Source organism: Lysinibacillus sp. NPDC097162, from assembly GCF_044762185.1.
Taxonomy (GTDB): Bacteria; Bacillota; Bacilli; order Bacillales_A; family Planococcaceae; genus Lysinibacillus.
On sequence record NZ_JBIWDT010000001.1, the window covers coordinates 185317 to 212205 of the forward strand.

General features: G+C 37.6%; 32 protein-coding genes. All 32 read left to right on the forward strand.

Features of this window, described 5'->3' with window-relative positions:
* Positions 1–9 precede the first annotated feature (9 nt).
* The 32 genes from fliG to rpsB all read left to right on the forward strand — a co-directional run bounded on the left by fliG (position 10) and on the right by rpsB (position 26869).
* Positions 10–1023, forward strand: coding sequence for a flagellar motor switch protein FliG (gene fliG, locus ACIQXW_RS00870; protein ID WP_173477764.1), 1014 nt, complete (start codon positions 10–12; stop codon positions 1021–1023).
* Positions 1016–1801, forward strand: coding sequence for a flagellar assembly protein FliH (gene fliH, locus ACIQXW_RS00875; protein WP_401020381.1), 786 nt, complete (start codon positions 1016–1018; stop codon positions 1799–1801). The genes fliG and fliH overlap by 8 nt, the downstream gene beginning before the upstream one ends.
* 5 nt (positions 1802–1806) lie before the next feature.
* The gene (gene fliI, locus ACIQXW_RS00880) at positions 1807–3132 is read left to right on the forward strand and encodes a flagellar protein export ATPase FliI (RefSeq protein ID WP_340825853.1); all 1326 of its coding nucleotides are present in this window, start codon (positions 1807–1809) and stop codon (positions 3130–3132) included.
* Between the two features lies 1 nt (position 3133).
* A complete protein-coding gene (fliJ, locus tag ACIQXW_RS00885; RefSeq protein WP_340825852.1) occupies positions 3134–3583 on the forward strand; it encodes a flagellar export protein FliJ in 450 nt (149 codons plus the stop codon).
* Positions 3584–3587: 4 nt separating this feature from the next.
* Positions 3588–4196: a MotE family protein gene (locus ACIQXW_RS00890; RefSeq protein ID WP_340826523.1), complete on the forward strand. Its 609-nt coding sequence runs from the start codon at positions 3588–3590 to the stop codon at positions 4194–4196.
* 36 nt (positions 4197–4232) lie between these two features.
* Positions 4233–5525, forward strand: coding sequence for a flagellar hook-length control protein FliK (locus ACIQXW_RS00895; protein WP_402759405.1), 1293 nt, complete (start codon positions 4233–4235; stop codon positions 5523–5525).
* A 2-nt stretch (positions 5526–5527) separates the two neighbouring features.
* Positions 5528–6193 (forward strand): flagellar hook assembly protein FlgD, encoded by a 666-nt coding sequence (gene flgD, locus ACIQXW_RS00900; RefSeq protein ID WP_340825849.1) that lies wholly within the window; start codon positions 5528–5530, stop codon positions 6191–6193.
* A 15-nt stretch (positions 6194–6208) separates the two neighbouring features.
* On the forward strand, positions 6209–6580 hold the full coding sequence (locus ACIQXW_RS00905; protein WP_340825848.1) for a TIGR02530 family flagellar biosynthesis protein: 372 nt from the start codon (positions 6209–6211) through the stop codon (positions 6578–6580).
* A gap of 86 nt (positions 6581–6666) precedes the next feature.
* Positions 6667–7614 (forward strand): flagellar basal body rod protein FlgG, encoded by a 948-nt coding sequence (gene flgG / locus ACIQXW_RS00910; RefSeq protein ID WP_340825847.1) that lies wholly within the window; start codon positions 6667–6669, stop codon positions 7612–7614.
* Positions 7615–7804: 190 nt separating this feature from the next.
* Positions 7805–8026: a flagellar FlbD family protein gene (locus ACIQXW_RS00915; protein WP_173477756.1), complete on the forward strand. Its 222-nt coding sequence runs from the start codon at positions 7805–7807 to the stop codon at positions 8024–8026.
* Complete coding sequence (gene fliL, locus ACIQXW_RS00920; RefSeq protein WP_340825845.1) at positions 8016–8444, forward strand: flagellar basal body-associated protein FliL; 429 nt, start codon at positions 8016–8018, stop codon at positions 8442–8444. The genes ACIQXW_RS00915 and fliL overlap by 11 nt, the downstream gene beginning before the upstream one ends.
* 33 nt (positions 8445–8477) lie before the next feature.
* Positions 8478–9473, forward strand: coding sequence for a flagellar motor switch protein FliM (gene fliM, locus ACIQXW_RS00925; RefSeq protein WP_340825843.1), 996 nt, complete (start codon positions 8478–8480; stop codon positions 9471–9473).
* Positions 9466–10698: a flagellar motor switch phosphatase FliY gene (gene fliY, locus ACIQXW_RS00930; RefSeq protein ID WP_402759408.1), complete on the forward strand. Its 1233-nt coding sequence runs from the start codon at positions 9466–9468 to the stop codon at positions 10696–10698. Before fliM ends, fliY begins: the two co-directional genes overlap by 8 nt.
* 21 nt (positions 10699–10719) lie before the next feature.
* Positions 10720–11082 carry a response regulator gene (locus ACIQXW_RS00935; RefSeq protein ID WP_340825841.1) on the forward strand — a complete coding sequence of 121 codons (363 nt, stop codon included), beginning with the start codon at positions 10720–10722 and terminating at the stop codon, positions 11080–11082.
* Between the two features lie 10 nt (positions 11083–11092).
* Positions 11093–11764, forward strand: a complete 672-nt coding sequence (locus ACIQXW_RS00940) for a flagellar biosynthetic protein FliO (protein ID WP_340825840.1) — start codon at positions 11093–11095, stop codon at positions 11762–11764.
* Positions 11761–12426 (forward strand): flagellar type III secretion system pore protein FliP, encoded by a 666-nt coding sequence (fliP, locus tag ACIQXW_RS00945; protein WP_340825838.1) that lies wholly within the window; start codon positions 11761–11763, stop codon positions 12424–12426. Before ACIQXW_RS00940 ends, fliP begins: the two co-directional genes overlap by 4 nt.
* Before the next feature lie 13 nt (positions 12427–12439).
* Positions 12440–12709, forward strand: a complete 270-nt coding sequence (gene fliQ / locus ACIQXW_RS00950) for a flagellar biosynthesis protein FliQ (protein WP_173477750.1) — start codon at positions 12440–12442, stop codon at positions 12707–12709.
* 4 nt (positions 12710–12713) lie between these two features.
* A complete protein-coding gene (gene fliR / locus ACIQXW_RS00955) occupies positions 12714–13490 on the forward strand; it encodes a flagellar biosynthetic protein FliR (RefSeq protein ID WP_401009467.1) in 777 nt (258 codons plus the stop codon).
* A gap of 1 nt (position 13491) precedes the next feature.
* Positions 13492–14580, forward strand: a complete 1089-nt coding sequence (gene flhB, locus ACIQXW_RS00960) for a flagellar biosynthesis protein FlhB (protein ID WP_340825835.1) — start codon at positions 13492–13494, stop codon at positions 14578–14580.
* A 24-nt stretch (positions 14581–14604) separates the two neighbouring features.
* Positions 14605–16638 carry a flagellar biosynthesis protein FlhA gene (flhA, locus tag ACIQXW_RS00965; protein ID WP_402759411.1) on the forward strand — a complete coding sequence of 678 codons (2034 nt, stop codon included), beginning with the start codon at positions 14605–14607 and terminating at the stop codon, positions 16636–16638.
* The gene (gene flhF / locus ACIQXW_RS00970) at positions 16635–17831 is read left to right on the forward strand and encodes a flagellar biosynthesis GTPase FlhF (protein ID WP_401020365.1); all 1197 of its coding nucleotides are present in this window, start codon (positions 16635–16637) and stop codon (positions 17829–17831) included. The genes flhA and flhF overlap by 4 nt, the downstream gene beginning before the upstream one ends.
* On the forward strand, positions 17828–18703 hold the full coding sequence (locus tag ACIQXW_RS00975) for a MinD/ParA family protein (protein WP_340825832.1): 876 nt from the start codon (positions 17828–17830) through the stop codon (positions 18701–18703). Before flhF ends, ACIQXW_RS00975 begins: the two co-directional genes overlap by 4 nt.
* A complete protein-coding gene (locus ACIQXW_RS00980) occupies positions 18704–19858 on the forward strand; it encodes a protein-glutamate methylesterase/protein-glutamine glutaminase (RefSeq protein WP_401020363.1) in 1155 nt (384 codons plus the stop codon).
* A gap of 16 nt (positions 19859–19874) precedes the next feature.
* Complete coding sequence (locus tag ACIQXW_RS00985) at positions 19875–21935, forward strand: chemotaxis protein CheW (protein WP_402759414.1); 2061 nt, start codon at positions 19875–19877, stop codon at positions 21933–21935.
* Positions 21936–21962: 27 nt separating this feature from the next.
* Positions 21963–22409: a chemotaxis protein CheW gene (locus ACIQXW_RS00990; RefSeq protein WP_340825828.1), complete on the forward strand. Its 447-nt coding sequence runs from the start codon at positions 21963–21965 to the stop codon at positions 22407–22409.
* A gap of 10 nt (positions 22410–22419) precedes the next feature.
* Complete coding sequence (locus ACIQXW_RS00995) at positions 22420–23052, forward strand: chemotaxis protein CheC (RefSeq protein WP_340825827.1); 633 nt, start codon at positions 22420–22422, stop codon at positions 23050–23052.
* 3 nt (positions 23053–23055) lie between these two features.
* Complete coding sequence (locus tag ACIQXW_RS01000) at positions 23056–23562, forward strand: chemotaxis protein CheD (RefSeq protein WP_340825826.1); 507 nt, start codon at positions 23056–23058, stop codon at positions 23560–23562.
* Positions 23562–23933, forward strand: coding sequence for a hypothetical protein (locus ACIQXW_RS01005; RefSeq protein ID WP_340825824.1), 372 nt, complete (start codon positions 23562–23564; stop codon positions 23931–23933). The genes ACIQXW_RS01000 and ACIQXW_RS01005 overlap by 1 nt, the downstream gene beginning before the upstream one ends.
* A gap of 359 nt (positions 23934–24292) precedes the next feature.
* Complete coding sequence (locus ACIQXW_RS01010; RefSeq protein ID WP_340825823.1) at positions 24293–25063, forward strand: FliA/WhiG family RNA polymerase sigma factor; 771 nt, start codon at positions 24293–24295, stop codon at positions 25061–25063.
* A 35-nt stretch (positions 25064–25098) separates the two neighbouring features.
* Positions 25099–25407, forward strand: a complete 309-nt coding sequence (locus ACIQXW_RS01015; protein WP_402759417.1) for an RNA polymerase subunit sigma — start codon at positions 25099–25101, stop codon at positions 25405–25407.
* A 9-nt stretch (positions 25408–25416) separates the two neighbouring features.
* On the forward strand, positions 25417–25992 hold the full coding sequence (locus tag ACIQXW_RS01020) for a hypothetical protein (RefSeq protein ID WP_402759419.1): 576 nt from the start codon (positions 25417–25419) through the stop codon (positions 25990–25992).
* A gap of 157 nt (positions 25993–26149) precedes the next feature.
* Positions 26150–26869, forward strand: a complete 720-nt coding sequence (rpsB, locus tag ACIQXW_RS01025; protein ID WP_024362006.1) for a 30S ribosomal protein S2 — start codon at positions 26150–26152, stop codon at positions 26867–26869.
* The last annotated feature ends 20 nt before the right edge of the window (positions 26870–26889 follow it).

Sequence of the window (26889 nt, forward strand, 5' to 3'; positions counted from 1 at the left end):
GGTTCTGCTGTGTCCAAGAAAGATAAGGAATTAACCGGAAAACAAAAGGCCGCACTCTTGTTAATTTCACTAGGGCCTGAGGTTTCAGCTTCTGTCTATAAACATTTAACTGAGGAAGAAATCGAACGTTTAACGTTAGAAATATCAAGTGTTAAAAAAGTAGAAGCAAATGTCAAAGAAGAAATTATTGAAGAATTTCACAATATAGCCCTTGCGCAAGATTATATTACACAAGGTGGTATTGGTTACGCGAAGACGGTATTAGAAAAAGCATTAGGTATGGAGCAAGCACAAACGATTATTAATCGTTTGACTTCCTCTTTACAAGTGCGACCGTTCGACTTTGCACGTCGAGCAGATCCTGCTCAAATATTTAACTTTATTCAAAATGAACATCCACAAACAATTGCTCTTATTCTATCTTATTTAGAAGCAGGGCAAGCGGGTGTTATTTTATCTTCATTACCGCAAGAAGTACAAGCAGATATTGCTAAACGTATTGCAATGATGGAATCAACTTCACCAGAAGTAATTAGTGAAATTGAATCTGTATTGGAACGAAAACTATCATCCACTGTTACGCAAGATTACACAGAAACTGGTGGTATTGATGCAGTCGTTGAAGTATTAAATGGTGTTGACAGACAAACAGAGAAGACGATTCTCGATGCACTCGAAATTCAAGATCCAGAGCTTGCAGAAGAAATCAAGAAACGCATGTTTGTATTCGAAGATATCGTGACGCTCGACAATCGTTCAATTCAGCGTGTTATTCGTGATTGTGAAAACGAAGATTTACTTCTTTCAATGAAAGTTTCAAGCGAAGAAGTAAAAGATATTATCTTCCGAAATATGTCGCAACGTATGGCCGATACTTTCAAAGAAGAAATGGAAATTATGGGACCTGTTCGCTTGCGTGACGTAGAAGAAGCTCAATCACGAATTGTCGCTGTTATTCGCCGCTTAGAGGATGCTGGTGAGATTATTATTGCACGTGGTGGAGGAGATGACGTCATTGTCTAGAATCATCCGTTCTGTATATACACAGTCCAATGGCGATAATGTAAAGAAGATACAAATTCGTGATATGTTTGAATTACCCGAAATGGATACAGATGAAACATCCCATTATCATATGACAATGGAAGATGTATTTGCAGAACGTGATCGATTACTTGAAGAGGCTAGAGCTAAAATTCAAGTAGAACGAGAAGCTTTTGAACAAGAGAAGCAAATGCACTTCCAAGAAATTGAGCATATGAAACAAAGCTGGGAAGAAGAACGCCCAAATCGCGTACAAGAAGCGTATGATGAAGGGTATGGTCAAGGTTATGAGGATGGTACAAATAGAGCCACTGAAGCAATGGCACAATCCCTTCAAACAGCGAATGAAATCATCGCTCAAGCAGGGGAAAATGCAAAAAAATATATCGATGACCAAGAAGCAATTATTTTGGAACTAGGCTTAACTGCTGCGCAACGTATTATTGGGACTTCGTTAGAGCAAAACGATGAACTGTTTCTATCAATCGTTCAAAGAGGGCTTAAAGAAGCGAGAGAGATGAAGGAAATAAAAATCTACGTTTCTCCTACATACTATGGTTTAATTACATCGAATCGCGATGAATTGGCAGAAATGTTCCCAACAGATGTACCATTTATGATTTTTGTAGATGAAGATTTCGAAAAAGAAACAGATTGTTATATAGAAACAAATCACGGTCGAATTGTTGTTAGTATTGACGAGCAATTAAATGAATTAAGATTAAAGCTACATGAAATATTAGAAAGTAAGGAATGATCTAGATGAAAACGGCTCAATTAATCGAACAAATTCCTAATATACCGACTTTTAAGAAGTTTGGTAGAGTAACGAGAGTTGTCGGCTTAATGATTGAGTCGCAAGGTCCTGATAGTTCCATCGGTGATGTATGTAAAATTCATGTTGAAACGTCGAAAAACGGACATCAAATCATTTTAGCAGAGGTCGTTGGGTTTAAAGATGAAATAGTAGTTTTAATGCCCTTCACCTCGCTCCGTGAAATATCAATTGGTTGCTTAGTAGAAGGAACAGGAGCACCTCTTGAAATTAAAGTTGGACCAGAGCTAATTGGTAAAGTACTAGATTCAATGGGAAATCCGATAGATGGTACATTGTTACCGAAGGGTTTAATGTCAGTACCTACTGAGCAAGATCCGCCTAATCCACTTACTCGTCCACCAATAAATGAACGACTTGAGGTGGGTGTAAAAGCGATTGATGGTATGCTAACTGTCGGTAATGGACAACGTGTAGGTATTTTCGCTGGCTCTGGTGTCGGTAAAAGTACACTTTTAGGTATGATTGCGCGTAATACGCAAGCTGACTTAAATGTTATTGCATTGGTTGGTGAGCGTGGTCGTGAGGTGCGTGAATTTATTGAACGAGATCTAGGACCTGAAGGTTTAAGCCGTTCCATAGTGGTCGCAGCCACCTCAGACCAACCCGCACTTATGCGTATTAAAGGAGCATTTACAGCGACAGCGATTGCAGAATACTTTAGAAATCGTGGCTTAAATGTGATGTTAATGATGGACTCCGTAACGCGGGTTGCAATGGCTCAACGTGAGATCGGACTTGCGACCGGAGAACCACCTGCTCAGAAGGGTTATACACCTTCTGTATTTGCGATTTTACCAAAGTTATTAGAACGGACTGGAACAAATGAAAAAGGCTCTATTACAGCCTTTTATACGGTATTAGTAGATGGCGACGATATGAACGAGCCAATTGCTGATACTGTTCGTGGTATTTTAGATGGTCATATTGTACTTGATCGAAACCTTGCAAATAAAGGTCAATATCCAGCTATTAATGTGCTAAAAAGTGTCAGTCGTTTGATGAATCATGTGGCAGAGCCGGAGCATAAAAAGGCAGCAGAGCGTTTACGGGAACTCTATTATACATATGACAAATCAGAGGATTTAATAAATATCGGTGCATATAAACGCGGGACTTCAAAAGAAATTGATGAAGCAATTTATTATGAACCACTCATTACAGCTTATTTAAAGCAAGGGTATTTAGATAAGGTGACACTTGAGGAAAGTAAGAATGAGTTAATTACATTATCGAACGGTGGTGGCAGGTAGGATGGTCAGTTATATGTATCGTTTTGAAAAAGTATTAACCATTCGAGAGCAAGAAAAAAACGAGACTGAAATTGCCTACAAGGAATCTGTTCGTTCTTTTGAAGAGGTTGCAACAAAGCTCTATGACTTGCTGAAAAAGAAAGAGGATTTAATAGAATTTCAGCAGAAACGTTTAGTTGTAGGGTCATCAATAGAGGAAATTCATCACTATGCTCGTTTTATTGATAGCCTTGAAAAGACAATTGCGGATGTGCAACAAAAAGTTGTGCAGGCGCGTTCAAAAATGAATTGGCACGAAGAAAAACTATTAGAAAAAAACTTGGAAGTACGTAAATTTGAAAAAATGCGCGAAAAAGATTTTAAGTCTTTTCAACAAGAACAAGATCGCATTGAGAGCATATTTTTAGATGAAATATCTTCACTTACGTATTTCAAGAAAGAAATCAGGTGATTTCATGGCAAAAAGAGATAGCCGTATTAAAACTGAATTAGAAGTACAACAGCCAACACGTAAATCAGGAGGTTTCCAAAAGTTTTTCATCTGGATATTAATACCTGTTATGTTCGTGGTAGCGGTGTTACTCGTTGTGGCAACGTTAATGGATACGAACGTCTTTGATTTAGGAAAAAAGGCAGTAAGTAACCTACCTTTTGTTGAATCGGAAGAACAACAAGCAAAAGATGCCCTTGTTATTGATGATTCCAAGGTAGTAGGCTTACAGGCAGAAATACAAGAAAAAGAAGCAGAAATTGCACAATTGCAAAGTAAATTAGATACAACTACAAATGAAAAAGAAAAGTTACTGACGGAGCAAGAGCGATTACTCTTTGAAATTGAAAAATTAAAAAGAGAGCAAGATGATGTGAAACGTGACTTTAATGATATTTTGTCTACTTTTGATAAGATGTCTCCTAAAGCGGCAGCACCTGTTCTTATAAAAATGAGTGATGCACAGGCACTTCGTATTTTATCGAGCTTGAAACCGGATAAGTTAGCAGCGATTCTAGAAAAAATGGATCCGCAAGATGCTGCAAAGTATACAGAAATGATGGCTAAACAATAAAAAACATTTATGTATTTATGTAAAGGAGGTGAAAACATGAATATTGCATTGATGAACATGAGTGCTCCAAATACTACGAAGCCAAGTACTGCTACTTCGAAAGCTGTGTCAACAAACAGTTCTGAGATGAAAACAAATGCTGGAGCAGATAAAGATAAAATATCTAAATTTGGTTCTGTATTTGGACAAGCTGTTGCTTCAACAAATCAACAAAATAAAACATCTCAAAGTAATAATACTCAAGGTGACGATAAGCTAGCGGAGCTAGATAAGGTGTTAAATAGTCAATCTATCGAAGAATTACTAGATTTACTAGAAATTCCACATGATGAAGGCTTGTTAATGCTTCAAGTTGGGGAAGATGGCAAAGCAGTAGCTATGGATGAAATGTTAAATTTAGAAAATTTAATGGCTGCATTGAATGTTGATAAAGAGCAAATAGAAAAATTGGTTCAACAATTACTAAATGAAGATCAGCAAGCGAGCGATGTATGGGAGCTTTTAGCTTTAGTAGACGCTCAAGCTCCATTGTTACAGACGCAAATTGTATCTGCGTTGCAAGGTGAAGGGCAAGTACCTTCAGAAGATGCTACGAAGCTACTACAAGTATTAAAATTAGCACAGTTAGTTGGTCAAAAATCGGATTTGACGATGTCTCAAGAAAATGCACTGTCAAACGTTAATAATTTTTTAACAGCGTTACAAACACAAGTTGAAACTATTCAAACTGCGCAGCAAGTTACAACAAAAACAACCGTTACATTACCGTTGCAAGGTTTTCAGCAAGTTATTCAACAAGTGCAAGTGACAAAACAATCTGATACAAGTGCTAATGAAATGGTGACGGCTAATACAGTACAAACCAAAGCTGATACATTCCAAGTTACTTTACCAGCAGCTAAACCAGCGCAGTCGGAAGCTTTACTGAAAGAAATGCAAGCAATCATCAATAAGGCTCAAATTTCGAATGCACAAGGGATTACGCGTTTAACGTTAAAATTGTATCCTGAAAATTTAGGTACCATTCGAATCGAACTTGTACAAAATGACGGTGTTTTAACAGCTCGATTACTTGCTTCAACTGCACATGGGCGTGAGCTTCTTGACAGTCAAGCGCATCAATTAAAGCAAGCCTTTGTCCAGCAAAACATCCAAGTTGATCGACTCGATATTGCGCAATCGTTGCAGGATGCTGATAGACAACAACGTGATCAAAATTTCTTTAATAACTTCTTTAGGCAACAGCAGCAAGAAGAACAAGAGCAGCAAAAAGAGGACAGCGAAGATGGTATGTCCTTTAATGATTATTTAGAAAACGAGGAGGTGTAAACGTGGCAGATAAAATTACAAATGACCTTTACTATTCCAACTATACTGCACCAACAAAACAAACTGGTAATAGTGAACTTGGTAAAGATGCATTTTTAAAACTATTGATTACACAATTACAGCATCAGGATCCAACAAACCCTATGGATGACCGTGATTTCATTGCACAAATGGCGCAGTTCTCATCTTTGGAGCAAATGCAAAATATGACAAAGGCAATGGAGTCATTACTGATGTCGCAACAACAAACGCAGCTTATGAACTATACATCATTTGTTGGAAAAGAAGTAAAATGGCATGAACTTACAGAAGAAGTAGATAAAGATAATAAGCCAGTTATAAATGAAGGTACGGGCGTTATCCAATCATTAAAATTTGTTGATGGAGAAGCAGTATTCATTTTAGATGATGGCAAGGAAATCTATCCTGGAAACATTTCAGCGATTTTAGGTAATAAAGATACAAGTACAGGTGAGAGCAATACATCAACTGAATCACCACTTGTACAAGCGAGTAAGTTAATTGGCAAAAATGTCACTTACAATGACGGAGAACAAGATGTACAAGGGCGTATCGTCTCTGTATCAAACAAAGATGGTATTATTTATTACGAATTAGATAATGGTAAAAAACTAGCAGGGAAAGAATTTACAGTAATAAGCGAATAAAGGTGGTGGAGAAAGATGGATAAATTTTCAATTCATCGTGTCCCATTGCATCCAACTATTCGTCAAACGCAAACTACACCTATCAATACCCAGCAATCGTTTAGTGCTCATTTACAAGAGGCAACGAATCAACAGGAGCTAAAAGTAAGTAAGCATGCAAATGAACGCATTAAAGAGCGTAATATTGCGATTACTGAACAGGAATGGCGGGTTGTATCTGACAAGGTATTTGAGGCACATTCAAAAGGTGTCAAACAACCATTAGTCTTGATGGATCAAGCGGCTCTAATTGTCAGTGCTAAAAATGCTACTGTCATTACAGCAATGGATCGCACGGAAGCAAAGCAACAACTGTTTACTAATATTGATGGCACAATCGTGCTTTAAGGCTGGACCTTCTTAATGTAAGGAAGCCTATGTGTGCTGACTGATAGAGGCACGCAATTCAAAAAATGAAGGGAGAACGACAACTTATGTTACGTTCTATGTATTCAGGTATTTCAGGTCTTAAAAACTTCCAAACAAAGCTAGATGTTATCGGGAATAATATTGCCAATGTTAACACGTATGGATTTAAAAAAGGACGCGTTATTTTCAAAGACATCCTATCTCAAACAAGCGCAGGTGCTTCAGCTGCAACTACTACTCGTGGTGGTACAAACCCTTTACAAGTAGGTCTTGGTTCAACACTTGCGGCAATTGATACAGTTCACGGTTCTGGCTCACGCCAAACGACAGATCGACCATTGGACCTTGCAGTTCAAGGTGAAGGCTTCTTTATGGTAGCTGACTCCGTTTCAAATACTGATGGCGTTGCAGAAGGCTATACAAATGTTGTTTATACACGTGCAGGTAATTTCTACATGGATAACGCAGGTTATTTAGTGAATGCTGAAGGGAAATATTTAGTTGGTCATGCAAATGATACATTGTATGAAACTGACTCTACTGAAAGTAATGCCGAGGCAGATAAAGAAGCAAGCCCACTGAACGGTGAAACTGAGGATTTATTAGGGGAAAATGATACATTTACTTTTGAAGATAACAACCCAATCAAAATCCCGACAACAGCTAAATCTATAAGTATCGGTCAAGACGGAACGGTTGAATATGTGGATGCAAATGGATATAGACAATATGCGGGTCAAATTGTTATGGTTAAGTTCCCAAATGCTGGTGGTCTTGAAAAAGTAGGAAGTAACTATTTCCAAGCAACAGCTAACTCAGGTGAAGCTTATGGCCAAGTAGCAACAGTAGCTGGTATGGGTTCAATTACGGCAGGGGCGCTTGAAATGTCCAATGTCGATCTTTCAGAAGAATTTACAGAGATGATTGTAGCACAGCGTGGATTCCAAGCAAATACACGTATTATCACTACATCAGATGAAGTTCTACAAGAATTAGTAAACTTAAAACGATAGTAATTAGTTATTTCTAGTCTTGAACGCAAGAATCTATAAGGTTACGCGTTAAGATATTAAACTACTATATGCTAGTGTAATTTTAGCGAATCCGTAAAGGGTTATTTGTAGATGCGTTTGAGCTCTAAAACATAATTTTCAATATGAGGGAGGGTCGGGCCGGCTCTCATGCTAGACCGGCCCTATTTCAATGATTGAACTAACAAGACTAAATGGCAAAGCATTTACACTGAATGCTTTATACATAGAAACTGTCGAATCTTTTCCAGATACGACTATTACTTTAACAACTGGAACAAAAATTATTGTGTTACAGAGTGAAGATGAGGTGCGACAAAAGGTAACAGCCTTTTATAACAATATACAAGTACTATCAAACCCGCATCTACGAGGTGAAGAAGATGAAGAATAATAAAGTATTAACGATGATCATCATCGTACTAGTGGCGATTATACTTATTGGAGTTATTGCGTTTGTATTATTTACTCAATTCAATAAGCCTGCAGCATCTCTTGAACCATCAATAGACGATATTGTAGAAGCATCTGTTGATGTTCCTGAAATTATGACAAATCTTGCTGATAAAAGGGTAGTGCGCATGACGCTAAAAATCCAAACTTCTAGCAAGGACGCTGCTGAAGAGTTAAAGAAGCGTGATTTCCAAACGAATAATTTAATTATTCAAGAGCTTTCAGAAATGGAGCAAAAAGATTTGGATGGCAAGGCAGGAAAAATAATGTTTGAAAAGGCATTAAAAACACAGTTAAATGAATTGATGCAAGAGGGAGAAATTCAACAAGTATATATTACCTCCTACATCTTTCAATAAAAATTAGAAACTGCTTGAAATGGAGGTGGGCAAATGGCAGGAGATGTGTTATCCCAATCGGAGATAGATGCGCTACTTTCCGCAATCTCGACCGGAGAAATGTCAGCGGATGACATGAAAAAAGAGGACGAGGTACGAAAGGTTAAAGTTTATGACTTTAAGCGAGCGTTGCGCTTCTCTAAAGATCAAATCCGAAGTTTGACCCGAATACATGAGAATTTTGCACGATTACTAACTACCTTCTTTTCTGCACAGTTAAGAAGCTACGTGCAAATTACAGTAGCATCAGTAGACCAAATACCCTTTGAAGAGTTTGTTCGATCAATTCCGAATATGACGCTCATTAATGTGTTTGAAGTGCCACCACTTGATGGTAATATATTGATGGAAATAAACCCAAACATTGCCTATTCGATGTTGGATCGTTTAATGGGGGGTAGTGGAGCGAGTCATAGTAATGTTGATAACTTAACTGAAATTGAAACTAAAATTATGACAAATCTCTTCGAACGTTCATTCGACAATTTACGCGAAGCATGGGAAAATGTTGCTGAAATCGACCCGATTCTAGTAGAACTTGAGGTAAATCCTCAATTTTTACAAATGATTTCACCAAATGAAACGGTAGTCGTCATTTCATTGAATACAATTATTGGTGAGACAAGCGGTATGATTAATATTTGTATCCCGCATGTTGTATTGGAGCCAATCGTACCGAATCTATCTGTACGTTATTGGATGCAAACAAATACAAAAGAGATGTCACCTGAGCAAACAAAAATGCTTGAAACACGTGTTAAACAAGCTAGATTACCTCTTTCTGTAGAGTTAGGTGTTACGGATATCACAATTGAAGACTTCCTGATGATGCAAATCGGTGATGTTATTCAATTAGAACAAAAAATTGATGATCCATTACTGCTGAAAGTAGGTACATTGCCTAAATTCACAGTACAACCCGGAAAACAGGGTAAAAAATTAGCAATCCAGATTATCGACCCTTTGAAAGGAGGAGACGAAGATGAGTGATGAAATGCTCTCCCAAGAAGAAATTGAAGCGTTATTAAGGGGCGAAACGTTGGAGGATAGAATAAACGACAGCGAAGCTTCTACAAAAGAAGAAACAAATGAAATACGAGTAGAGGATTACCTTGATTCGTTTGCTCAAGATGCACTAGGTGAAGTAGGAAATATATCTTTTGGTAGTTCAGCTACTGCTCTTTCAGCGTTATTAGGTCAAAAAGTAGATATTACTACACCTAGTATTTCCATGATTAACCGCAATAAATTAGAAGAGGAATTTCCTCATCCGTATGTAGCGGTACAAGTTGAATATACAATCGGTTTAACAGGTATGAACTTACTTGTTATTAAACAATCAGATGCTGCTATTATTGCAGATTTAATGTTAGGTGGGGACGGCTTAAATCCTAAACCTGACTTAGGTGAAATTCAGCTAAGCGCAGTGCAAGAAGCAATGAATCAAATGATGGGTTCAGCTGCTACATCGATGTCGACGGTATTCAACAAAAAAGTGGATATTTCGCCACCAACAATCGACTTAATGAATATTTCACAAAATGAAGGTCGAGATAATATTCCTGAAGATGATTTACTTGTAAAAGTTTCATTCCGACTTCGAATTGGTAATTTAATCGATTCAAACTTAATGCAATTATTACCGCTTAAGTTTAGTCAAAACATTGTAAAGTCATTATTAGGTGAAACAGAGGCGATTGAAGAGCCAGTTGCAGCCACAATTGCTCCAGAAGCGCCTATCGCACCACCACCTGTTCAACATACAGCGCCACCAGCACAGCAACCTGTATATCAACAACCAGCAGCGCCAGTGCAACAGCCGATGTATCAAGAGCAGCAACCAATGTATCAAGAGCAGCAACAAATTCATACGCAACAAAGACCAGTACAACCTGTAAATGTTCAACAGGCACAATTTGCTAGCTTTGATCCAAATGTAATCTCTCAATCTGAGGCTAGAAATTTAAATATGCTACTTGATATTCCATTGCAAGTTACTGTAGAGTTAGGACGTACGAAACGTTCTGTTAAAGAGATTTTAGAACTAGCTAGTGGATCGATTATTGAATTAGATAAATTAGCAGGGGAACCGGTTGATATTCTAGTAAATAGTCGTTTAATTGCAAAGGGCGAAGTTGTTGTTATTGATGAAAACTTCGGCGTACGCATTACAGATGTTTTAAGTCAAGCAGAGCGTTTAAATAATTTAAGATAGTTTCAATTGGAGGAGTTAACCATGTCTAAAAGAATTTTGATTGTAGACGATGCTGCATTTATGCGCATGATGATCAAGGATATTTTGTCGAAAAACGGATTTGAAGTTGTAGGGGAAGCTGCCGATGGTCTACAGGCTGTTGAAAAATACAACGAATTAAAGCCAGATTTAGTAACAATGGATATTACAATGCCTGAAATGGATGGTATTGCAGCTCTTAAAGCTATTAAAAGTACACATCCGAGTGCAACTGTAATCATGTGTTCAGCAATGGGACAACAAGCGATGGTAATCGATGCAATTCAAGCTGGTGCGAAAGACTTCATTGTTAAGCCTTTCCAAGCAGATCGTGTAATTGAAGCGATTCAAAAAGCACTAGGATGATTTCATGCAAATGTTAAAATCATTTCGTGTAACGATGATTTTCGCATTTCTATTAACCTTCCTATTTGTGTACCCACCAACAGTTTCTGTTTATGCTGACTCTGATACAAATAGTATTGAGTATTGTATGAAAAAACCAGAGGAATGTAAGGATAATACAGATCCAGCTGCGAAGGAAGATACGGTTGTTTCAGCAGCTGGAGATGTTTCTGCATGGGAATACATAAAAATGGTTTTGGCGCTTATTTTTGTTGTAGCTTTATTTTATGGGTTGATGAAGTTTCTAAATAAAAGAAATTTAACTTTTCAACGAAATCAAATGGTACAAAATTTAGGCGGTTTATCGTTAGGTGCACAAAAGTCTGTTCAACTTTTGCAAATAGGAAAATCACTTTATTTAGTTGGTGTCGGTGATGATGTCCAACTTTTACGTGAGATTACCGATCCGCAGGAAGTTGAAGCACTGCTTTCACTATATAACGAAAAACAGGAATATGCGGCAACATCACCTTATATAGCAGAAGTATTTTCAAAGCTTAAGAGAAAAAATAACCAAAATTCATCAACACTTCAAAAGCAAGATTCGTTTGGTGAACTTTTTGAAAAGAAGATTTCTGAAATTAAACAGGAGCGTAGTGAAGAAATAGAGAGATGGAAGCAAAAGGAGAATGATGATAAATGAATGATATAGTCAATTATTTTTCCAACAGCGATCCGACAAATGTCTCAACCTCTGTTAAGCTCCTATTATTATTAACTGTACTGTCACTTGCACCGAGTATTTTAATATTGATGACTTCCTTTGCGCGAATTGTCATTGTGCTCTCGTTTGTACGTACAGCTTTAGCGACACAACAAATGCCACCAAATCAGGTTATTGTTGGTCTTGCCTTGTTTTTAACATTTTTTATCATGGCTCCTACTTTTCAAGAGGTCAATAAAGAAGCATTACAGCCATTATTTGCTGAAGAAATAGGGCTGGAAGAAGCATATGAGAAAGCTAGTGTGCCTTTTAAAGAATTTATGAGTAAACAAACGAGGCAAAAAGATTTAGATTTGTTTTTACAATACAATCAAGCAGAAAAACCAGCATCGGTAGAGGATATACCTCTAACTATGCTTGTACCTGCCTTCGCATTAAGCGAAATTAAAACAGCATTCCAAATTGGTTTTATGATTTTTATCCCATTCCTAGTAATCGATATGATTGTAGCAAGTACATTAATGTCGATGGGGATGATGATGTTACCACCGGTTATGATTTCATTACCGTTTAAGATTTTATTATTTGTACTCGTCGATGGCTGGTACCTCGTAATGAAATCATTACTACAAAGTTTTTAGGGGATGATACAGTATGACAGGTGAAATGGTTATTTCAATTGCAGAGCGTGCCATTATGATTATCCTTCTAACAAGCGGACCGCTATTATTAATTGCTTTAATCTCAGGTTTAGCGGTAAGTATATTTCAAGCAACAACATCAATTCAAGAGCAAACATTAGCATTCGTTCCAAAAATCGTCGCAGTATTAGTGGGCATCGTTTTCTTTGGTCCATGGATGTTATCTCAAGTAACAAGCTATGCGAGAGATATTTTTGAGAATTTAACGCGTTATATAGGGTGAGTGCATGAATGAACTAGTCCCCCAAATAACGGTATTCTTATTAGTGCTTGTGCGTGTAACGGCTTTTTTTGTTACAGTACCTTTCTTTTCATATAAAACGATTCCGCAGCAAGTACGTATTGCCCTCGCATTCGTTTTAGCTTGGATGATGTATTATACAATCGACGTAGAGCCATTTCTTTTTAATGGTGATTACATACTTTTAGTGATGAAAGAAGCCCTTATTGGATTGTTACTAGGTCTAGTAGGCTATATCATCATGTCGGCGATACAAATTGCCGGAAGCTTTATAGATTTCCAAATGGGATTTGCCATCGCCAATATTATTGATCCACAAACTGGTGCACAAAGCCCACTAATTGGTCAATTTTTTAATACATTGGCGTTACTATTTTTATTAGCAATAGATGGCCATCATATGATTCTAGATGGAATTTACTATAGTTATCAGTTTTTACCTATAGATCAGGGATTTCCAGATTTCGCGAAAGATGACTATATCCAGTTTGTTATGACAACATTTACTGCAGTCTTCGCCATCGCTTTTCAAATGGCAGCACCTGTTGTAGCAACGTTGTTTTTAGTGGATTTAGCGCTAGGAATCACGGCAAAAACTGTCCCGCAATTAAATATCTTTGTTGTCGGTTTTCCCATTAAAATTGGTGTCAGTTTTTTAGTGCTATTCACGATGATGGCGGTTATGGTACAAGTCATACAAAAGTTGATTACAATTATGATTTACGGTATGCGCGATTTAATGGCAATTTTAGGTGGTGGATAACATGTTGCTACTACTGGACTTAGATTTACAGTTTTTTGCAGGTGAAAAAACGGAAAAAGCGACACCTAAAAAAAGACAAGATGCAAGAAAAAAAGGGCAGGTCGTAAAGAGTCAGGACATATCGAGTGCGATAGTTATGCTCATGGTGTTTATCTTTCTTTTTTTCTTTGCGGGATCATTGCGAGATGAACTTTTATCTTTTTTTAGGCAAACATTTATCCATAACATACGTGTAGAAACACTTACGATAGATAGTGTAATGCATCTATTTATCGAAACATTAGTAGAAATGGCTTATGTTATCGTACCGATAATGGCGATTGCTTTAGTAGGAGCATTAGCGGGCAATTTTCTACAATTTGGCTTTTTATTCACATTAGAGCCGATGAAATTCGATTTAAAAAAGATGGATCCTATTAAAGGATTAAAGAAAATTTTTTCAGTAAAAGCCATTGTAGAGCTTTTAAAATCAGTATTAAAAATCACCTTTATCGGTGGGGTAACAACAATTATCGTATGGTCAAATTTACATGAAGTATTAGCTCTATCTTTTAAAAGTCCGTGGGTGACCCTAATTACTGTTGGCAAACTAGTTGGCATTATGGGTATCGCGGCTTCTCTTGTGTTACTATGTGTATCCTTATTGGACTGGATGTATCAAAAACATGAGTATGAAAAAAATCTTAAAATGTCTAAGCAAGACATAAAAGATGAATATAAAAATAGTGAGGGTGATCCGCTCATTAAATCAAAAATCAAACAACGTCAGCGCGAAATGGCGATGCGTCGAATGATGTCAGAGGTTCCGAACGCAGATGTGGTTATCACCAACCCAACTCACTATGCGATCGCTCTGAAGTATGATGAGGATAGTATGGAAGCCCCACGTATAGTGGCAAAGGGAACTGACTTTGTGGCTCAAAAAATTAAACTGATCGCTAAAGAACATGATGTCATCATGGTAGAAAATAGACCATTAGCACGCGCTATGTATGATCAGGTAGAAATAGGCGATCAAGTACCAGAAGAGTTTTTCAAAGCAATAGCAGAAGTACTCGCTTATGTATATCGTATTAAGCGGAAAATTTAAAGCTTTTTTGTAGGAGGGACACAAATGAAGGTTCGCGATATAGGGGTTTTAGGTGCGGTTATTTTAATCGTTGCGATGCTCATCATCCCTCTTCCTCCGTGGATGCTAAGTTTCTTAATCGTCATTAATATTACGTTAGGATTAATAGTACTTTTAACAGCAATGAGTATGAAGGAAGCATTAGATTTCTCTATATTCCCTTCCGTTATTTTACTGTTGACCCTGTTTCGACTTGGATTGAGTGTTTCCACAACGCGTGCAATATTAGCAAATGGAGACGCTGGTTCAGTTGTTGAAACTTTCGGGGATTTCGTAGTTGGCGGGAATATTCTCGTAGGTTTAGTCGTGTTTTTAATTCTTGTATTAATTCAGTTTATCGTTATTACAAAAGGGGCGGAACGTGTTGCAGAGGTAGCTGCTCGATTCACTCTTGATGCGATGCCAGGTAAACAAATGAGTATTGATGCGGATTTAAATGCAGGTGTTATTTCTGAACGAGAAGCACGTGAACGACGTGATAAAGTTGCGGGTGAAGCGGATTTCTATGGAGCGATGGATGGTGCTACGAAATTCGTTAAAGGGGATGCAATCGCCTCAATGGTGATGGTTATCATCAACTTATTATTTGGTATTATTATTGGTGTTGTACAAATGGGCTTACCGTTTGCCGAAGCAGCAACCCATTTCTCAAAGCTAACAGTTGGTGATGGTATTGTATCGCAAATCCCTGCACTTCTTATTTCAACAGCAACAGGGATTGTTGTAACGCGCGCATCTTCTAAAGGAAGTTTAGGAGAAGATATTACAGGACAATTATTCGCGCAAGCAAAGCTTCTATATGTTGCTGGGGGTACTATTGTTTTACTAGGTTTATTCACGCCTATTCCTAACTGGGTAACGTTACCGATCGGTGTTTCACTAATTGTCGGTGCATACATGATGGATCGTAAAAAGCCAGAGGATGAGGAAGAGTTACTTGAAATTGAGGAAGAAGTGGCAACAGACGGCATGAAGAGCCCTGAAAATGTTGTGAATTTATTAAATGTGGACCCAATTGAATTTGAATTTGGCTACGGCTTAATTCCTTTAGTGGACGCTGCTCAAGGTGGAGACTTATTGGATCGTGTCATCATGATTCGTCGTCAGCTAGCATTGGAACTAGGGATTGTCATTCCGGTTGTTCGTATTCGCGATAATATTCAATTACAGCCAAATGAATACCGAATTAAAATTAAAGGTAATGAAATGGCTCGGGGAGAGCTTTTACTCGATCATTATTTAGCAATGAGCCCTGGAGATGATGATTCAATAGAGGGTATTGATACCGTTGAACCATCATTTGGTCTACCTGCAAAATGGATTACTGAGCAAGTAAAAGAGGACGCTGAAATGTCTGGCTATACGGTTGTTGATCCACCGAGTGTTGTATCAACTCATTTAACCGAAATTATTCGAGCGAATGCGCATGAGCTTTTAGGACGTCAAGAAACGAAACAATTAATCGATCATTTACGAGAAACACATCCAATATTAGTCGAAGAGTTGACTCCTGCTCCATTGTCTACAGGCGAAATCCAAAAAGTTTTGGGCAAGCTTCTTCGAGAAAATGTTTCGGTACGTAATTTACCAATTATTTTCGAAACATTGGCTGACTATGCAAAATTAACAAGTGATACCGATATATTAACAGAGTATGTGCGTCAATCATTAGCTCGTCAAATTACATCACAATATGTAGGTGGCAGCTCGTCATTGAAAGTCATTACTGTATCGGGTAAAGTAGAGAAAATGATTGCTGATAGCATTCAGCAAACGGATCACGGTAATTATTTAGCGATGGATCCACAAGATTCTCAAACGGTTTTAGAGACCATTGCATCTGAGGTAGAGCGCGTATCCTTTATGGAACAATCTGCTATTATTTTATGCTCTCCAGCAGTTCGTATGTATTTACGTCAGCTGACAGAACGTTATTTCCCGCAGATTCCAGTACTATCTTATAATGAACTAGATGCTTCTATAGAAATTCAAAGTGTTGGGGTGGTGAATGTTGATTGAAAATGAAAAAATATTATGCATCTTCCATACCAGAGGCAATGAAGCTAGTACGTGCTGATTTAGGCGAGGACGCTGTCATTTTGAATTCAAAAGTAGTAGTAACAAAGAAACTTTTTGGGCTTGTAAAAAAGAAAAATTTTGAGGTTGTTGCAGGGATTGACTCAATGGAGCCGAGTTATACGGCTCCCGCACCTGTTAATGTGCCTTCAATACCCGTTAAAAAAGAAAATGCTAGTTTACAAGAGATTACAAATGCTGTGCAAGCTAAAATTCAGCATGCTCAGCCTAAGTATGAACCATCTTCCCAAGATGGGACAGGTATGTCTGAAGAACTGCGAAAGGAAATTGCAGATTTAAAATCGATAATGCAATCTATGCACAAGAAGGCTAGCCAAGCTCAATATCCGGATGAACTCTTACCCTTCATTGAATACTTAAGACAGCAAGAGCTAAATGAGGAGCTCATCACAACGATTGGTGATGAGCTTTTTACGCATTTTAAAGAAGCTTCAGATATTAATTTTTCACAATGCAAGTTAATTACAAAAAACTTGTTGCGGAAACAACTAGAGGGATTGCCGATGGGTGGCCTATCGTATGAACGTAAATTTATTAATGTTCTTGGTCCAACTGGTGTCGGCAAGACAACGACAATTGCTAAAATGGCAGCAAGAGCGGTTTTAGAGAAAAAGAAAAAAATAGGCTTTATTACAACAGATACTTACAGAATAGCTGCCATTGAGCAGTTAAAAACGTATGCTGGACTTTTGCAAGCACCTGTCGAAATTGCCTATAACACGACAGATTTTGAACAAGCTGTGCAACGATTGTCCCATTTAGATTTAGTCTTTATCGATACAGCTGGACGAAATTATAAAGAAGTAAAATATGTAGATGATTTACAGCGTCTTATTAAGTTTGATGATCAGGCTGAATCCTTCCTAGTGCTTGCTATGACGGCAAAAGAAAAGGATATGACTAATATTATTGACCAATTTAAAGGCGTACCAATTGAAAAATTCATTTTTACGAAGATCGATGAAACAAATTCTATTGGCACAATGATTAATTTAATGATTAAATATAATAAAGGACTTGCTTACTATACGAATGGTCAAGAAGTACCAGAAGATATTGAAGAAGCTGATTTAGAAGCAGTGCTTAATTTGTTTTTCCAAGGTGAAGAAAAATGAGGGATCAAGCAGAAACATTACGCTTGAAAATGCTTAAGCGGCAAGGTGAATTAGGCAAAACCATTGCTGTAGTGAGCGGTAAGGGTGGAGTTGGTAAAAGTAACTTTTCAATGAACTTTGCAATTAATTTAGCGAGTAAGGACAAAAAAGTAGCAATTGTAGATATGGATATTGGTATGGGAAATATTAATATTTTAATTGGAAAAAATGTTTCTTATAGTTTGAAAGATTACTTAGAAGGAAAAAAATTACTAGATGAGGTAATTTTTGAAGGTCCACATGGTTTACAATGTATTTCAGGAGGCTCTGGCATGTCGAGCGTGCTCGAGTGGTCGGAAGCGATGTTTGAAAGGTTAATTCATGCTTTTGAACAACTCCAAAAAAACTTCGACTATATTTTATTTGATATGGGCGCGGGTGCGACTAATTGGTCATTAGAATTACTAACATCCATTGATGAAATTATTGTAATTACCACAGCGGAGCCAACCTCTATTACAGACGCCTATTCGATGATGAAATATATTCACGTACGAGATATGGATAAGCAATTCTATATACTTTGTAATCGTGCTTTTTCTAAAGAAGAAGGTGTCGAGACGATTGAACGTTTAAGGCTTACGATGAAACGTTTTCTAGACAAAGAGGTTACAGTATTGGGCTCATTACCTGAGGATCCGGTTGTGCGTAAAGCTGTGCGCGAGCAAGTGCCTTTTTCAATCGCATATCCAGAAGCACTTATTTCTAAGACACTTCAACTGATAGTGGCTCGGTTTATGGAACAACGTATGGAGGAAGTGCATGCACATGAACAGTCAGCAAGTAAATTCTTATCTAAACTTAGAAATATTTTTTCGAAAGGGCGTGATTAATTGGACTTTTTACATAAAAGCAAGCTTTTAGTTGTCGATGATTCTGCTTTTATGAGAAAGCTAATTAGTGACTTTTTTGTTGGTAGCTCGAAGGTTGAAGTAGTTGGAACAGCACGAAACGGAAAAGATGCGATAAAGAAAATCCAAACATTAAAACCAACAGTCGTGACAATGGATATTGAAATGCCTGAAATGAATGGACTCGATGCATTAAATGAAATTATGACAATTTGTCCAGTGCCTGTCGTCATGCTTTCAAGTACAACCCAAAGAGGTGCTGAAAATGCACTAACTGCAATCGAGTATGGAGCAGTTGATTTTGTTGCGAAACCTAGCGGAACAATTTCACTTGATTTACATAAAATCCAATCTGAACTTGTCCATAAAGTGGAACAAGCCTCGTTGGTACCTATTACTAAATTAAAAAAACATTCGAGTAGCAAAAGACAACAAGAACCAAATGTATCACCGTCTACTATAAGAAAAGAATTAACGAATGAACGAAAAGTGTCACCATCATTCAATGTGCCTTCGACTGTAGCAAATGTTGCGAAGCCACATAGTGAATGGAGTAAAGTAAGCAAAAAAATAGTGTTAATTGGTACATCTACAGGTGGACCACGTGCGCTACAAGAAGTTATTACAAAAATTCCAAAATCAATTCAAGCGCCGATTCTAATTGTCCAACATATGCCGGCTGGGTTTACAAAGTCATTAGCTTCTCGCCTCGATCAATTGAGCGAGATAACAGTGAAGGAAGCAGAGCAAGGCGATATTTTACAAAATGGCGTGGCATATATTGCACCTGGAGGATACCATTTAAGGTTAAGAAAAGTAGGAATCTCATATGGCATCGTTCTAGATAATCAAGAACCACCACGTTCTGGCCATCGCCCATCTGTAGATGTGATGTTTGAAGATGTAAGTCAATTTAAAGATTTTGATAAGGTAGCAGTCATTATGACGGGTATGGGCTATGATGGTTCAAACGGGCTAAAAGCATTAAAAAATACCGGTAATGTGATTGCTATTGCAGAGTCAGCTGAAACTTGCATAGTGTATGGTATGCCGAAAGCTGCGGTGGAAACGCAGCTTGTCGATGAAGTCGCTGATGTAGATGATATTGCACAAACAATTATGAAATATTTGCCTTAAAAGGGGTGTCCTCTTAATGGAAGTCAATCAATATTTAGAGATGTTTATCGAAGAAAGTAAAGAGCATTTACAAGCATGTAGTGAGCATTTATTAGAACTAGAAAAAAACCCTGATGATTTGGCAATCGTTGGAGAAATTTTCCGTTCAGCGCATACATTAAAAGGTATGTCAGCGACTATGGGCTTCGAAGACTTAGCGGATTTAACACATAAGATGGAAAATGTGCTAGATGCAATTCGAAATGAAAAAATTCATGTTTCACCAGAAATTTTAGATATCGTATTTGAATCTGTTGATCATTTAGAAGAAATGGTGATGGATATTGCGAATGGTGGAGATGGTAAACGCGATGTGTCCTCTACAGTAGCGCAATTAAAGCGTATTGAATCTGGTGAGGAAGCAGCTCGTGAAGTTGTAGCAACTGTAGCAGCTGAAGAAAAACCACAAGTATCTAGTGTGTTAGAATACGATAGCTTTGAGCAAACGGTAATTACACAATCTGCTGAACAAGGCTTTAATGCATTTGAAATTTCAGTAAGTCTTCGTGAAGATTGTCTATTAAAAGCAGCGCGTGTATTCATGGTGTTTGAGATTCTTGAAAAAGATGGAGATGTTATTAAATCAACACCATCTGTTGAGAAGCTTGAAGATGAACAATTCGATCAGCAATTTTACGTAGCATTCGTAACGAAAGAATCAGCAGAAGATATGCAGAAGAAGTTAATGAAGGTTTCTGAGGTTGAGGAAGTAAAAGTTGCTTCAATTAACCAAAAACAATTTAGTGAAAAACAACAATACGAGGCAAGCCAGGAAGCTGCAGCTACTGCAATTGCGACAGTTGAAGCGGTAGAAACAACAACGGCGAAACCGACACCAGCAAAATCTACAGCGCCTGCAAAAGCTGATAAAAGTCATGCGCCTGTAGGAAACAAAACAATCCGTGTAAATATCGAACGTCTGGATATTTTAATGAATTTATTTGAAGAACTCGTAATTGATCGTGGACGCCTACAATCAATCTCGACAGAAGTCAATCACGGTGAGCTAAACGAAACAGTAGAACGAATGAGTCGAGTAATGGGTGATTTACAAACAATCATTTTAACTATGCGCATGGTACCTGTTGAAACGGTATTCAATCGCTTCCCTAAAATGATTCGTCAGCTATCACGTGACCTTAATAAGAAAATTAACCTTGAAATTATTGGTGCGGAAACAGAGCTTGATCGCACAGTAATCGATGAAATCGGCGATCCACTTGTTCACTTAATCCGTAACTCTGTCGATCACGGTATTGAAAACCCTACTGCACGCCGTGCGAAAGGGAAACCAGAAGAAGGCACAGTAGTATTACGTGCTTATCATAGCGGTAACTATGTCTTTATCGAAATTGAAGATGACGGTGCTGGCATTAATCGTGATAAAGTGCTGTCAAAAGCGATTTCAAAAGGGATCGTTACGCATGAACAATCACTTGCAATGACAGATAATCAAATCAATGAGCTAATTTTAGCCTCTGGTTTCTCAACAGCAGATGTTATTTCTGACGTATCTGGTCGTGGTGTAGGATTGGACGTTGTAAAAACAACGATTGAATCTTTAGGTGGAAACATTTCGATTGAATCTACACAAGATGTAGGCTCTATTTTCTCTATTCAATTGCCGCTAACATTATCGATTATTTCAGTAATGCTTGTGGAAATAGAAAAAGAAATTTATGCGATACCACTTTCATCAATTATTGAAACTTCGATTATCCGTTCATCAGATATTATGAATGCTCATAACCAGAAGGTAATCGACTTCCGTGGCAAAGTGGTTCCACTTGTATTCTTAGAGGAAATTTTTGAGGTTCCTCGTAAAGAGCTACAAGATGATGAATTCCATTCAGTAGTAATTGTTCGTAAAGGCGAGAAACTTGCTGGTTTAGTTGTAGATTCATTCATTGGCCAACAAGAAATTGTTCTGAAATCATTAGGAAACTACTTAACGAATATCTTTGCAATTTCAGGTGCAACAATTTTAGGTAACGGTAAAGTAGCCTTAATTGTCGATTGCAATGCACTTATTAAATAAGGTGAATGAATAAGAGAGGTGTTAACCATGACAAATGCAGTTGAACAAGAAAATATAAAAGTGATTGTTTTCCAATTAGCAGATAAGGAATATGCCATTCCTGTATCACATGTTCAAGGTATCGAGAAACTCATGCATATTACACGGGTACCTAAAACAGAGAAATATGTAAAAGGCGTTATTAATTTACGAGGAGTCGTAACACCGATTATTGATTTACGGGAACGTTTTGAGTTGCCAATTTCTGAACATGAAGAAACTACTCGTATTATTATTATTTCATTAGAAGACATGGAAGTGGGCTTTGTTGTAGATTCAGCTAATGATGTGTTGGATATTCCAGCAAGCTCAATTGAACCACAACCAGAAGTAGTAGGGTCTCTTGAAGAAGAGTTTATTTCTGGCGTCGCGAAAATCGATAAACGATTATTAATTTTATTGCATTTAGAGAAAGTATTAAATCCACTAAAGTAGGGATACGATTATGACATTTAATCAAAAGATTACATCACTACATTTAGACGTCTTAAAGGAAATTGGAAATATTGGTGCCGCACATGCTGCGACGGCACTTTCCAATTTGCTTGGTAAAAAAATCGATATGCGTGTACCGAAAGTTGAAATGGTGTCATTTAATGACATGATGGAACTGGCTGGTGGCTCTGAAAATGTCGTTGTTGGGATTTTTTTACGCATCGAAGGTGATGCTGAAGGGAGCATGTTCTTCATTCTTCCTATCGAACAAGCTAATCGCTTTATCCGTCGTCTAATACAGGATGAATCATTCGACTTTAAAAAACCACCTGTTTCTGAATTAGGTTTATCTGCTATGCAGGAAATGGGGAATATTTTATCTGGTTCTTATTTATCAGCGTTATCAGACTTTACAAATTTAAAAATTTATCCCACTGTGCCAGGTTTAAGTGTAGATATGTTTGGGGCTATTATCAGTATTGGCTTAATTGAATTATCACATGTTAGTGATAATGTTATCGTAATAAATACATCCATTTTTGAAGACGGTGTGGAGGATCATGAAACAGTAAGGGGACATTTCTTCTTACTACCTGATCCTGATTCTTTTGATGCTATTTTTAAAGCATTAGGAGTTTCATAGCCTATGCTAAACACTAACACGAATGGTCAAGTTATAAAAGTTGGAATTGCTCAAATGGATGTAGCGAAATTGCCAAACACGATTAGAACTTCAGGGCTTGGTTCTTGTGTCGGCGTTATTTTATACGATGAGTCAAAGAAAATAGCTGGTTTAATTCATGTGATGCTACCTGACTCTAGTCTTGGTAGATCAGAGTCAATAAATGTAGCGAAATTTGCGGATACAGGCATTTCAGCTATGATAGATTTATTAAAACTAGAGGGTGTTCAAAAATTTAAACTTAAGGCTAAAATTGCTGGGGGTGCGCAGATGTTTCAATTTACATCAGATAAAGATTCAATGCGCATCGGCCCTCGGAATGTAGAGGCTGTAAAGTTTGAATTAAAGCGTCATGGAATTCCTTTAATTGCCGAAAATACAGGCGGTAATAGCGGTCGAACTATTGAATTTAATCCTGCTACGTCGATATTACATATTCGAACGGTAAACCAAGGAGTGAGTGAAATATAATGTTTGGTTCTATTTTTTATAACCTGTGGGGGGCTTTAATTGCCTTTTCTATTTATTTCTTTATGACGCTGCAACAGCCATTAACGCCATTACGTATCATTATCGGTTCATTTGTAGTAGCAATTATCGTATTTTTTGTTATGTATATTGTTAGGTTTATAATTGCGTATGTGCTATTTACGCCAAATGCTGATCAATCACTTGCTGATAGCGGTCTTGAAGAAAACAGTTCTACTCACATTGGCGAGGAAAGTGAAGAAACGTCTTCTACGAGCTCGACGGTTGAGTTTCAAGATGAAAGCACGGAAGATATTGCACAAGTAGTCCGAACGATGATGAATCGTGAAGATGAACAACAAGTAAATGCATAAAGCCATAACACTTTGAACTGCCTCTAATGTTAGCTATCGACTAATGATTGGGAGGCAGTTTTCTTATGCCCAAAATGTAAAAGCTGTTAGTAATAGAATAGTGTTAGAGAATCATATGAAATTATAGTCGAATCTTGTTATAATAAAAGGAAAGAATGGTATAGGTTTGTATCTAAGTTTGTCAGTCATTGTAAGCAGGATACTCAAGATGTGATAAGTATGATTCTTTTATATACATGCAGTTTTTTTAAAAAGCGTTAATTACAGCGACTGGTACAAATACGCCTTGGAGCATTCAAGAGGCTACAATAGTCCAGGCTAACAGGTGCAAAAGAGCTTTTAAAAGAGAGGTGGATTTTATGACACAACCAATTCTAAACGATGAACAAAAGCTGTGGAATCGATGGATTAATGAACGTGATCCAGATGCGGGTGATTTACTAATAAAAAAATATACATCTCTTGTGACTTATCATGTACAACGAATCGGTGCAGGTGTACCTAAGAGTGTATCTCGTGACGATTTAACAAGCTTAGGCATGTTAGGTCTATTTGATGCGTTAAATAAATTTGATATAAATCGAGACTTAAAATTTGATACATATGCTTCTTTTAGAGTAAGGGGCGCAATCATTGATGGCTTGCGTAAAGAAGATTGGTTACCACGCTCTGCGCGAGAAAAGGCAAAAAAGTTGGATGCCAAAATTGAACAATTAGAACAACAGTTTATGCGTCATGTGACACCTGAGGAGCTTGCAGAACAGATGGAGTTACCTGTAGAGGATATTTATCAAACTGTACAGGAGCACTTCTTCTCTAATGTACTATCCATAAATGAGCAACAAGATCAAGAAGAGGCTGAGGGAAAGTCGTTTGTAATCCGTGACGATACGACAAAAACCCCTGAGCAGGTCGTAATAAAATCAGAATTACTTGATGATTTAGCAGTAAATATACAAAAGCTAAACGAAAAAGAGCAGCTCGTACTGAGTTTATTTTATACAGAGGAATTGACCTTAACTGAAATTGGAGAAATGCTCGAATTGTCAACATCTCGTATTTCGCAAATTCACTCAAAGGCATTATTTAAGTTACGCAAGCTATTGTCTAGTGAAATTATTAATGCGTAAGTATTCTAGAAAGTATTGTTGAGGGAGGAAATATTATGAGTTTAAAAGGTGTCGAATTACAAATAGCTCTTCCAAAAACGTTTGAAGCAGGTAAAATGGCAGATCAGGCACAACAACAAACTTTAGCTCAACAAGCACACGCAAATGAAGCGCTGAAAAAGGAAATAGAGCGCAAGCAAAAAGCTGTGAATACTTCAGAAGGTATGGCTGAGATTAGTGAAGAGGAAGAAGCGGGTGGCGAATATATAAAAGGCACGCTTAAAAAGAAAAAACAGCCTAACGAAAAACCAGAAAAACAGGCTCAGCATCCTTTCAAAGGTAATTTCGTAGACTTTAGTGGATAGGAGTTTACTATGACAACCATACTAATAGCCGTTCTCTTTGTATTACAGCTACTATCATTTTATTTCATTATTATATTAAATACGAAATTAGCGAAATTCAAAGATTTAGAAAAAAAGCAGGAACGTTTAATGCGGGAAATGGATGACTCTATCAGTCTGTATTTAGCTGAAATGAAGGATGAAAATAATCGTCTCATTCAAGCGTTACAAGTCGTACCAAAGCCTGAAAAGACAACTGGTATAGGACAACAACCAAAGCAATTTAACGTGCAAAAAGATCAGGGACAGCCTTTGTCACAGGCTGAAAGTGATCAAAAGGATGTGAGCCGAGATAGCGAGCCGCGTATTTTAATGCCGAAAAATATTGTAGCAAATGCTTATTCACGTCAACAACAAGTAGTAGCGTCTCCAGTGCAAGCTACTGTCTCGAAGCCAATTGCGATACAAAAGGAAGAACAAAAACCGTTAACAGTGGAACAACAAATTGTTCAAATGGCGAAGCAAGGAAAAACAGCGGAAGAAATTGCGAAACAACTTCAAAAAGGGAAGACAGAAATCGAGCTTTTATTGAAATTTCATAGCTAAAACAGTTGCGAATGCTATGAAGCTGTGATATAGTTGCAAATGGTGTTATTACTACACACGCATTTTGATGCAGTAAGTGGTGCTCTAAGATTAGGGTAGCTTGTTGCAAACGATAAATGCGGAGGAAAAAAACCAAACATTCTAGGAGGAAATTCACATGTCAGTAATTTCTATGAAACAATTACTTGAAGCTGGTGTACATTTCGGTCACCAAACTCGTCGTTGGAACCCAAAAATGAAGAAATTTATCTTCGTTGAGCGTAACGGGATCTACATCATCGACTTACAAAAAACGGTTAAAAAATTAGAGGAAGCTTATGACTTCATGCGTCAAGTTGGTCAAGACGGTGGTAAAGTTCTTTTCGTTGGTACGAAAAAACAAGCACAAGAAGCGATCAAAGACGAAGCTGAACGTTCAGGCAACTACTACATCAACCAACGTTGGTTAGGTGGTACTCTTACTAACTTCGGTACAATCCAAAAACGTGTTGCACGTATGAAAGCTATCGAAAAAATGGAAGAAGAAGGAACTTTCGAAGTTCTTCCTAAAAAAGAAGTAATCCAACTTAAAAAAGAACACGAACGTCTAGTTAAATTCTTAGGCGGTATCCGTGATATGCACGATCTTCCAGACGTTATGTTCGTGGTTGACCCACGCAAAGAACGTATCGCTGTTGCAGAAGCTCGTAAATTAAACATCCCTCTAGTAGGTATTGTTGATACAAACTGTGACCCAGATGAAATCGACTATGTTATCCCTGCTAATGACGATGCTATTCGCGCTGTTAAACTTTTAACTGCTAAAATGGCTGACGCTTTAATCGAGTCAAAACAAGGTGAAGAAGAAGCTCCAGCTACAGAAGCTGCTGCTGAGTAATTCACGTTTACAAAAAGGTG